We start from the raw sequence: 9,540 nt of genomic DNA on the forward strand, positions 1-9,540 counted from the left end.
AGGCATGACCATGCAACCCGATCCCATCTACGTGATCGCCGCCGCCGTCTCGGTGGCGGTGATCCTGGCCAGTGCCGCCAGCCACAAGTGGCGCGCGCCGGGGCGCTTCGTGCGCCAGCTGGAGGACTACCAGCTGCTGCCGCAGGCCCTGCTCAAGCCGGCCGCCCGCGTGCTGCCGCTGGTCGAGGGCGGCGTCGCCTTCGCCCTGCTGGTGCCGGCCAGCCGTTCGCTGGCGGCCCTGGCCGCCGCCACGCTGCTGGCCCTGTACGCCGCGGCCATCGGCATCAACCTGTGGCGCGGCCGCCGCGACATCGACTGCGGCTGCGCCGGGCCCGACCAGGCCCAGCCGCTGCGCCCGGTGCTGCTGGCGCGCAACGCCGTGCTCATCGCCCTGGCCCTGCTCGCCAGCCTGCACCCGCAGGCCCGCGACCTGGGCCTGTTCGACGGCTTCGTGACGCTGGCCGCCAGCGCCGTCGCCCTGCTCCTCTACGTCGCCGCCGACGGCCTGCTGGCCAACGGCCCCCGTCTGCTCAAACTCATTGGAAGGTGAACCATGGAAGCCATGATCGTTTCCAACATCCTGCTCTGGTGCCTGCTGCTGGCACTGGCCTTCGTCGTCATGGGCCTGGTGCGCCAGATCGGCGTGCTGCACGGGCGCATCGCCCCGGCCGGAGCGCTGATGGTCGACAAGGGCGTATCGGTCAATGAACCGGCCCCGCAGGTCACCGCCGCCGACCGCCACGGCCGCCCGGTGAACTTCGGCTACGCCGGCGAGAAGGCCCAGCTGCTGTTCTTCCTCTCGCCCACCTGCCCGATCTGCAAGTCGCTGCTGCCGGCGATCAAGTCCATCGCCAAGGAACAGGCGCACCGCCTGGACGTGGTCTTCGTCAGCGACGGCGAGCCCGCCGCGCAGCAGGCGCTGATCGCCGAGCACAAGCTCGAAGGCGCCACCTACGTGGTCGGCCCGGAAGTGGGCATGACCTACCAGATCGGCAAGCTGCCCTACGCGGCGCTGATCGACAAGGCCGGCATCCTGCGCGCCAAGGGCCTGGTCAACTCCCGCGAGCACCTGGACAGCCTGTTCGAGGCCGAGCACCTGGGCAGCGCCACCCTGCAGCAGTACCTGCAGGCGCAGCAGCCTCAGGTTCACAGCCACGAGCCTGGCCACGCGCACTCGCACAGCGCCCACTGACAATAAAAAGGGATAACCGATGAAATTCCTCGACCAGCTCTTCGAGCGCTCCTCCCGCCGCATCGCCGACACCACCTCGCGGCGCAAGCTGCTCTCGCGCATGGGTTCGCTGCTGGTGGCCGGCGCCGCGCTGCCGGTGCTGCTGCCCATCGACCGCACCGGCAAGGCCCTGGCCGCCGACAAGCCGATGGCCGGCGACCCGGGCGACCCCAACAGCTGCGACTACTGGCGCTACTGCTCCATCGACGGCTTCCTCTGCTCCTGCTGCGGCGGCACTGTGTCCAGTTGCCCGCCGGGCACCGAGGTGTCCCAGGTGGCCTGGGTCGGCACCTGCCACAACCCGGCCGACGGCAAGAACTACATCATTTCCTATAACGACTGCTGCGGTAAGCACAGCTGCAACCAGTGCGCCTGCACCCGCAACGACAGCGAGGAGCCGGCCTACCGTCCGTTCAACAACAACGACGTGAACTGGTGCCTGGCGGCCAAGTCGCACATCTACCACTGCACCGTCTCGGTCATCCGCGGCGTGGCCGTGTAGGGCGCGGGGTCAGCCATGAAACGCTCGCTGCTGACCCTCGGGCTGTCGTGCCTGCTGGCCATGCCCATGGCCCAGGCACGCAGCATTCCCGACCCGCACCAGAAGCACGCGCCGGGCAACGAGGCGGAGCAGACGCCGATCGCCCAGGCCGGCTACAGCAACGCCACCAACTACCAGTTGCAGTGCGCCGGCTGCCACCTGTCCGACGGCGCCGGCTCGAAGTCCAACGACGTGCCGAGGATGCTCGGCTTCGTCGGCAACTTCCTCAAGGTGGACGGCGGCCGCCAGTTCCTGGTGCGGGTGCCGGGCATGTCCATGTCGGCGCTGAGCGATGCGCAACTGGCGGACATGCTCAACTGGCTGCTGCGCGAGGACGGCATGGCCGGCAAGAGCATGCCGGCGGACTACGAGCCGTACACCGCGGAGGAAGTAGCGGGGATTCGCCACGAAACCATGCTCAACCTCCCGGGAACCCGCGCCCAGCTGATCGCCGCGATGCGCAAGCAGGGCATCGCCATCGACGACGGCATGGGCGACTGAAAGACGCCTTTGGTTCCGCTTCGGCCCGCCGTATGGCGGGCTTTTTTTGGTTGGTTTTTCGTAGGAGCGAGCTTGCTCGCGAACAGAGTTCACTGGGAGTTGCGGGGCTGAGGTTGAGAGCACCCTCTCCCTAACCCTCTCCCTGAAGGGAGAGGGGACCGTTCGGCGTGCTCGGGTATTTTGGAGTTAGCCGGCAACGCCGCAGGTTTCCGGCTGAAACCATTCCTTCTCTCGGCACGGACAAGCCCCCTCTCCCTTCAGGGCGGGGCGCGCAGCCGAGGGCTGGGGAGAAGGTTCGGAGTCAACCGGAAACACCATGGCCGCCGGCGAGCACGGTTCGCGAGCAAGCTCGCTCCTACAAAAAACCAAGCCCCCTGCTCTACCGCAAGCCTTTTCGCGCCAAGCGTGAAACCTCCCCCACCGGCGTGCGACAATGCCTACATTTGCGGAACCCATGCTGCTGGAGAACCTATGCAGATCCTCGATAATCAGAACGACCTCGCGGGCTACCTCGGCCAACAGCGCGACAAGAAGATCACGGTCGTCACCGCCTTCGCCGCCGGCACCGAACCCCTGGTGGAAAGCCTGCGCGCCAACGGCAACCGTCTGGACATAGTGGTCGGGACCATCAACTCCTTCACCTCCCCGGACTTCATCGAGTACTGCATCGGCGAGGGCGGCGACGACCTGGCGCTGTCCGTCGACTTCCGCTACCAGAAGAGCATCCACTGGAAGCTCTACCTGGTCGAGCCGGACATCGTCATCCTCGGCAGCGCCAACTTCACCGAACTGGGCGTCGGCCTGTCCCGCGACAATGCCGTGGTCATCCAGGACGCCGCGCTCTACGCCGGGCACCTGGCCCGCGTCGAGGCGCTGAAGGCCACCGAGGGCGTGCTGCCGGCCAGCGACAGCGAGGCCTTCGACGAGGCCCTGGAAACCTACCGCTGGAACCACCGCCGTATGCAGGCGGGCCTGGCGCGCACCGCGCAGTACCTGGACGGCGAGAGCTGGCTGGGCGAGGAGTCCAACCAGAGCATCCCGCTGTTCATCTGGTACAGCGACCACTCCGAGGACTCCGAGACCACCGCCGAGGGCTTCCTGCGCGCCAGCAGCGGCGTGGACTGGGACGACGTACGCGAGTTCTTCACCTACGAATGCGCCGAGGGCGCCCTGCCCTACGAGGAAGGCGACGTGGTGCTGACCGCGCGCTGCAACGGCTCGCACATCGCCTTCTACACCTTCGACCGCATCCTCTACCGCGACGGCACCTACTACATCTATTCCTACCGCAAGAAGCGCTACCCGGCGCCGTTCAACCTGGACGACACCAAGGAAGGTCTGAAGGACGTCATCCCGCGCTGGTACGAGGAAGGCCGCACCGAGATGAACCGGGCGGACATCCTGCGCTTCATGATCTGAAGCCCCTCCCCCGGCCACTGCGAAAACGCCGCGAACGGTTCCCCGTCGCGGCGTTTTTCATTCGGGCGCCCGCTGGACAGCACCATCTTGAGGCCGCGGCGCCCGACTTCCGTGCACTTCTTCCCTCTGGCCACCTCGCTCCATGGCCGCCCCGATGGTCGGGCCCTCGCGCCACGCGGGCCGTGCCGACCAGCGACACCCTTGTATCCAAAATTCCTGACGACTTGGCCAGGTTCTTGCTTCGCTCCGGGCGGCGTGCAGGCAGCCGCCTGCGCATTTCACGGAAGATTATTTTTTCTTTCGAATCAAATAGTTAAGAGCGCCTAGCAAGATTTTGTATACAAGGTAGTAGCCAAACACACACAACCGTGTCTACATTGCTCGGCACAACAAAAACAAGCGAGTCCTCCAGCCATGAATGACCGTTCAGCTGTAGCGTCTTCCAGCACCCGCCCGGAAGACGAGAACCTCGGTGTCGGCGCCAACCTGGCGTACGGCCTGCAACACGTTCTGACCATGTATGGCGGCATCGTCGCCGTGCCGCTGATCCTCGGCCAGGCCGCCGGCCTGTCGCCCGCCGAGATCGGCACCCTGATCGCCGCGTCGCTGTTCGCCGGTGGCCTGGCCACCTTGCTGCAGACCCTCGGCCTGCCCTTCTTCGGCAGCCAGCTGCCGCTGGTGCAGGGGGTGTCCTTCGCCGGGGTGGCGACCATGCTCGCCATCCTCACCACCGGCTACGAGGGCGGCGGCATCCCGGCCGTGCTGGGGGCGGTGATGGCGGCCTCGGCCATCGGCCTGCTGATCACCCCGGTGTTCTCGCGCATCACCAAGTTCTTCCCGCCGCTGGTCACCGGCGTGGTCATCACCACCATCGGCCTGACGCTGATGCCGGTGGCCGCGCGCTGGGCCATGGGCGGCAACCCCAAGGCCGCCGAGTTCGGCAGCACCGCCAACATCGGCCTGGCCGCCGTGACCCTGGTGATAGTGCTGCTGCTGAGCAAGCTGGGCAGCGCCGCCATCTCGCGCCTGTCGATCCTGCTGGCCATGGTGATCGGCACCGGCATCGCCTACGCCGCGGGCATGACCGACTTCTCCAAGGTGGCCGAAGGCCCGATGCTGGCCATGCCGGAAATCTTCCACTTCGGCATGCCGACCTTCCACGTGGCGGCGATCATCTCCATGTGCATCGTGATCCTGGTGACCCTGGTGGAAACCTCGGCGGACATCCTCGCCGTGGGCGAGATCATCGGCACCAGGGTGGACTCCAAGCGCCTGGGCAACGGCCTGCGCGCCGACATGCTGTCGAGCATCCTGGCACCGATCTTCGGCTCCTTCACCCAGAGCGCCTTCGCCCAGAACGTCGGCCTGGTGGCGGTGACCGGCGTGAAGAGCCGCTACGTGGTGGCCACCGGCGGGCTGATCCTGGTGACCCTCGGCCTGCTGCCGGTGGTCGGCCGGGTGGTGGCCGCGGTGCCCCCGGCGGTGCTCGGCGGCGCCGGCCTGGTGCTGTTCGGCACCGTGGCGGCCAGCGGCATCCGCACCCTGTCGAAGGTGGACTACCACAACAACATGAACCTGGTGATAGTCGCCACCGCCCTGGGCTTCGGCATGCTGCCGATCGCGGCGCCGAACTTCTACCACAACTTCCCGGGCTGGGTGGAAACCATCTTCCACTCCGGCATCAGCTCCTCGGCCATCATGGCCATCGCGCTGAACCTGCTGTTCAACCACTTCAAGACCGGCAACTCCGACCAGCAGTCGGTGTTCGTCGCCGCCGAGGAACGCACCCTGCGCTACCGCGACATCGCGGCGCTGAACGAGGGCGACTACTTCCTCGACGGCAAGCTGTTCGACAAGGACGGCAACGAGGTGCCGGTGATCGACGAGGAGAACGAACACGCCGAGCACGCGCCGCCAAGGAGCGTGAAGGCTGTGGCCCACTGACGGCCAGAACGGCCCCGCGAGGGGCCGTTTTCATTAGGGGGCTGGCGTTTTACGCCTATCGCGGATGAAATCCACTCCTACGGGATATATGCCGTGCCCATCGGCAACCTCCTGTAGGAGCAGGCCCTGCATGCGATTTCGCGCGCAGGGCGCGCTCCTACAGGGGAATGGCGTGGGTGGGGCGGCGTAGGAGCGGATCTCATCCGCGAATCGCGCCGGTGGTTCCGGCTATCGCGGACAAGGTCCTCCTACGTTGCAGGCGAGCATGGCTTCTCGTAGGAGCGAGCTTGCTCGCGAACAAACGCGGTGCCATGCGGTTCGCGAGCAAGCTCGCTCCTACGAAGAGCACTTCGGTAGAGCCTGTAAGACAGTTGCTCCTACGTTGTTTTCTGGGTTATACCCCTACGCCGCATCCCGCCTTTCCGGCTCCAGCAAGCCGATGAAGGCCCGCAGTGCCGGGGTGTCGGTGCCGCGGCGCCAGAACAGCCAGGTGGTGGCTTCGGCGTGGCCGGGGGCCAGGCGGTGGATGGTCACGTTGCGCCCACCCGCCAGGCTGTCGAACATCGCCCAGGGGATGATCGCCACCCCGCCCCCCGCGGCTATGCAGGCGAGCATGCCGTGGTAGGACTCCATCTCCATGATCTTGCCCGGCACCACCCGCTGCTCGGCGAACCAGCCTTCCAGGCGCTTGCGGTAGGAGCAGCTGTCGCGGAAGGCGAACACCGTCTCCCCCGCCACGTCGCGGGCGTCGCGCACCGGCGGGTGGCCCTGGGCGCTCATCAGCACCAGCTCCTCCTGGAACACCGGGCGGCCGTCCAGCTGCGGGTGGTTGGCCGGGCCGTCGGCGAAGGCGGCGATGAAGCGGCCGGCCAGCACGCCGTCGATCATCTCCCCCGAAGGGCCGGTGGAAAGGTCCAGCTGCACCTTGGGGTAGCGCTGGTGGTAGCGCGCCAGCAGCTCGGGGATGCGCACCGCCGCGGTGCTTTCCATGGAGCCCAGGGAGAAGCTGCCGTGGGGCTCGGCGCCGCTGGCCACCTGGCGGGCTTCTTCCACCAGGTCGAGGATGCGCTCGGCGTAGTCGAGGAAGCTGCGCCCGGTGGGCGACAGGCGCAGGCGCGACTTCTCGCGGATGAACAGTTCGGCGCCCAGCTCGCTTTCCAGCTGCTTGATGCGCGTGGTCAGGTTCGACGGCACGCGGTGCAGGCGGCCCGCGGCGGCGGTGATGCTGCCGTCCTGGGCGACGGCGCGGAAGAACTCCAGCTGGGTCAGGTCCATGTTTCTCTCCGAAAGAATGGTTCTTTCTGAATTATTCATTTGTCATGAAAGGTACGCCACCTTAATTTCTCCGCCATGCCGGCGCCAGTGGCGCCGGCCCAACGACCCACGCCGCCGACCAACGGCGGCAAGCCTCACCTGCCGTGCAAGGACCTTCCATGAACCAGATCGCTGCCATCCCCGCTGCCATCTCACGCAGCCCCGCCACCGGCCAGGAACTGGCCCGCTACCCCTTCGAGGACGCCGCCCAGCTGGAAACCGCGCTGGCCCGCACCGACGCCGCCTTCCGCCAGTGGCGCGATACTCCGGTGGCCGAGCGCGTCGCCGTGCTGCGCAGGATGGCCGAGGTGCTGCGCGCCAACGTGGAGCCCATGGCCCGCGTGGAAGCCCAGGAAATGGGCATGCCGGTCACCCAGGCGCGCGGCGAGATCAACAAGTGCGCCAACCTCTGCGACTGGTACGCCGAACACGGCCCGGCCATGCTGGAAGACGAGAAGACCAGCATCGAGGGCGCGTACATCTCCTACCTGCCGCTGGGCCCGGTGCTGGCCGTGATGCCGTGGAACTTCCCCACTTGGCAGGTCATGCGTGGCGCGGTGAGCATCATCCTCGGCGGCAACACCTACGTGCTCAAGCACGCGCCGAACGTCATGGGCTGCGCCTACCAGCTGCAGAAGGCCTGGCGTGACGCCGGCCTGCCGGAAGGCGTGTTCGAGGTGCTGAACGTCGAGCCGCCGCTGGTCTCCAAGGCCATCGCCGACGAGCGTATCGCCTCCATCGCCGTGACCGGCAGCGTCGGCGCCGGCGCGGCCATCGCCTCCCAGGCCGGCGCCGCGCTGAAGAAGTGCGTGCTGGAGCTGGGCGGTTCCGACGCCTTCATCGTGCTGGCCGACGCCGACCTGGACGCCGCGGTGAAGGCCGCCGTGGCCAGCCGCTTCGGCAACTGCGGCCAGGTGTGCATCGCCGCCAAGCGCATGATCGTCGAGGAATCCGTCGCCCCGGCCTTCACCGAGAAGCTGCTGGCCGCGGTCAAGGCGCTGAAGATCGGCGACCCGCTGGCGGACGACACCTTCGTCGGCCCCATGGCCCGCTTCGACCTGCGCGACGAACTGGACGGCCAGGTGCAGCAGGCCATCGCCGACGGCGCCACCCTGCTGCTGGGCGGCCACAAGCTGGAAGGCGAAGGCAACTACTACGCGCCCACCGTGCTGGCCGACGTGAAGCCGGGCAACACCGCCTTCGTCAAGGAAATCTTCGGCCCGGTGGCCTCGGTGATAGTCGCCCGCGATGCCGAGCACGCCCTGGAACTGGCCAACGACAGCGAGTTCGGCCTGTCCGGCGCCATCTGGAGCGCCGACAAGGCCAAGGCCCAGCAGATGGCCCGGCGCCTGGTCAGCGGCGGCGTGTTCATCAACGGCTTCTCCGCCTCCGACCCGCGCGTGCCGATCGGCGGCGTGAAGAAGAGCGGTTTCGGCCGTGAGCTGTCGCACTTCGGCCTGCGCGAGTTCCTCAACCCGCAGACCGTCTGGATCGACCGCAAGTAAAGCTATAGTCTTGGCCTTTGGCCCGCGCCGCTCTCCTGGGCGCGGGCGTTGTACGCCCCGGCACCGTGCCGGGGCGTCCCACTTCAGGAGGTCCCATGATCGAGCTGTACTACTGGCCCACTCCCAACGGCCACAAGATCACCCTGTTCCTCGAAGAAACGGGGCTCGACTACCGCATCCACCCCGTCGATATCAGCGCCGGCGACCAGTTCAAGCCGGAGTTCCTCGCCTTCTCGCCGAACAACCGCATGCCCGCCATCATCGACACCGCCCCGGCGGACGGCGGCGAGCCGATCAGCGTGTTCGAGTCCGGGGCCATCCTCGTCTACCTCGCCGAGAAGACCGGCCGCTTCATGCCCGGCGACGTGCGCGGGCGCAAGACGGTGCTGGAATGGCTGTTCTGGCAGGTCGGCGGCCTGGGCCCGATGGCCGGGCAGAACCACCACTTCGTGCAGTACGCGCCGGAAAAGCTGCCCTACGCCATGCAGCGCTACATCAACGAGACCAACCGCCTGTACGGCGTGATGGACAAGCGCCTGGCGAAGGTGCCCTACCTGGGCGGCGAGGAATACAGCATCGCCGACATGGCCAGCTACCCCTGGGTGGTGCCGTGGCAGCGCCAGCAGCAGGACCTGGACGAGTTCCCGCACCTCAAGCGCTGGTTCGAAGGCATAGCCGCCCGCCCGGCGACCCTGCGCGCGTATGAGAAAGGCCAGCCGTTCTCCTCGCGGCCGTCGGTGACCGAGGAAAGCAAGAAGATCCTCTTCGGGCAGACCGCCGCCAGTGTGAGCAAGGGCTGATCGCGGACAGAGTCCGCTCCTACAGCTCCAGGGAAGCACGATCGTAGGAGCGGACTCCGTCCGCGATTATCATCGGCCACGCCGGTGGCGCGGGCCACTGTGAATCGGGCTCTTCGTAGGAGCGAGCTTGCTCGCGAACCAGCCCCGCTGCGGAACCCGTTCGCGAGCAAGCTCGCTCCTACAGGGAAGCGCCTTCCACGGTTACACGCGGAACTGCCCCATCAACCCCTGCTGGTGGTTGGCCAGGTCGTTCAGCGACTGGCTGATCTGCGCCGATTCCTGGGC

General features: G+C 67.3%; 10 protein-coding genes. 8 read left to right on the plus strand and 2 right to left on the minus strand.

Annotated features, from left to right (window positions below; genetic code table 11):
- Window positions 1–10 precede the first annotated feature (10 nt).
- From VV867_RS15845 to VV867_RS15870, 6 genes are all read left to right on the plus strand, one after another.
- Complete coding sequence (locus VV867_RS15845) at window positions 11–550, plus strand: MauE/DoxX family redox-associated membrane protein (RefSeq protein WP_328566942.1); 540 nt, start codon at window positions 11–13, stop codon at window positions 548–550.
- Between the two features lie 3 nt (window positions 551–553).
- Window positions 554–1,192 (plus strand): methylamine dehydrogenase accessory protein MauD, encoded by a 639-nt coding sequence (gene mauD / locus VV867_RS15850; protein ID WP_328566943.1) that lies wholly within the window; start codon window positions 554–556, stop codon window positions 1,190–1,192.
- Between the two features lie 19 nt (window positions 1,193–1,211).
- Window positions 1,212–1,733: a methylamine dehydrogenase light chain gene (locus VV867_RS15855; RefSeq protein ID WP_328566944.1), complete on the plus strand. Its 522-nt coding sequence runs from the start codon at window positions 1,212–1,214 to the stop codon at window positions 1,731–1,733.
- A 15-nt stretch (window positions 1,734–1,748) separates the two neighbouring features.
- Window positions 1,749–2,273, plus strand: coding sequence for a cytochrome C (locus VV867_RS15860; protein ID WP_328566945.1), 525 nt, complete (start codon window positions 1,749–1,751; stop codon window positions 2,271–2,273).
- 471 nt (window positions 2,274–2,744) lie between these two features.
- Window positions 2,745–3,692: a phospholipase D family protein gene (locus tag VV867_RS15865; protein ID WP_109934784.1), complete on the plus strand. Its 948-nt coding sequence runs from the start codon at window positions 2,745–2,747 to the stop codon at window positions 3,690–3,692.
- Window positions 3,693–4,106: 414 nt separating this feature from the next.
- Complete coding sequence (locus VV867_RS15870) at window positions 4,107–5,636, plus strand: nucleobase:cation symporter-2 family protein (protein WP_328566946.1); 1,530 nt, start codon at window positions 4,107–4,109, stop codon at window positions 5,634–5,636.
- A gap of 402 nt (window positions 5,637–6,038) precedes the next feature.
- Here the strand turns inward: VV867_RS15870 and ptrR are convergent, their stop codons facing one another.
- Complete coding sequence (gene ptrR / locus VV867_RS15875; RefSeq protein WP_328566947.1) at window positions 6,039–6,911, minus strand: putrescine utilization regulator PtrR; 873 nt, start codon at window positions 6,909–6,911, stop codon at window positions 6,039–6,041.
- A gap of 158 nt (window positions 6,912–7,069) precedes the next feature.
- Here ptrR and VV867_RS15880 point away from each other — a divergent pair, with 158 nt between their 5' ends.
- A complete protein-coding gene (locus VV867_RS15880; protein ID WP_328566948.1) occupies window positions 7,070–8,455 on the plus strand; it encodes an NAD-dependent succinate-semialdehyde dehydrogenase in 1,386 nt (461 codons plus the stop codon).
- Window positions 8,456–8,550: 95 nt separating this feature from the next.
- On the plus strand, window positions 8,551–9,255 hold the full coding sequence (locus VV867_RS15885) for a glutathione binding-like protein (RefSeq protein WP_109936446.1): 705 nt from the start codon (window positions 8,551–8,553) through the stop codon (window positions 9,253–9,255).
- A 201-nt stretch (window positions 9,256–9,456) separates the two neighbouring features.
- Here VV867_RS15885 and VV867_RS31190 read toward each other — a convergent pair.
- On the minus strand, window positions 9,457–9,540 hold an 84-nt coding region (locus VV867_RS31190), incomplete at its 5' end, for a hypothetical protein (protein WP_442965033.1).

It is taken from the genome of Pseudomonas sp. JH-2, assembly GCF_036231725.1.
GTDB classification, from domain to species: domain Bacteria; phylum Pseudomonadota; class Gammaproteobacteria; order Pseudomonadales; family Pseudomonadaceae; genus Pseudomonas; species Pseudomonas delhiensis.

Coding starts and splice junctions, on each gene's coding strand:
- VV867_RS15845 (WP_328566942.1), top strand. CDS start 11: ATGCAACCCGATCCCATCTACGTGATCGCCGCCGCCGTCTCGGTGGCG.
- mauD (WP_328566943.1), top strand. CDS start 554: ATGGAAGCCATGATCGTTTCCAACATCCTGCTCTGGTGCCTGCTGCTG.
- VV867_RS15855 (WP_328566944.1), top strand. CDS start 1,212: ATGAAATTCCTCGACCAGCTCTTCGAGCGCTCCTCCCGCCGCATCGCC.
- VV867_RS15860 (WP_328566945.1), top strand. CDS start 1,749: ATGAAACGCTCGCTGCTGACCCTCGGGCTGTCGTGCCTGCTGGCCATG.
- VV867_RS15865 (WP_109934784.1), top strand. CDS start 2,745: ATGCAGATCCTCGATAATCAGAACGACCTCGCGGGCTACCTCGGCCAA.
- VV867_RS15870 (WP_328566946.1), top strand. CDS start 4,107: ATGAATGACCGTTCAGCTGTAGCGTCTTCCAGCACCCGCCCGGAAGAC.
- ptrR (WP_328566947.1), bottom strand. CDS start 6,911: ATGGACCTGACCCAGCTGGAGTTCTTCCGCGCCGTCGCCCAGGACGGC.
- VV867_RS15880 (WP_328566948.1), top strand. CDS start 7,070: ATGAACCAGATCGCTGCCATCCCCGCTGCCATCTCACGCAGCCCCGCC.
- VV867_RS15885 (WP_109936446.1), top strand. CDS start 8,551: ATGATCGAGCTGTACTACTGGCCCACTCCCAACGGCCACAAGATCACC.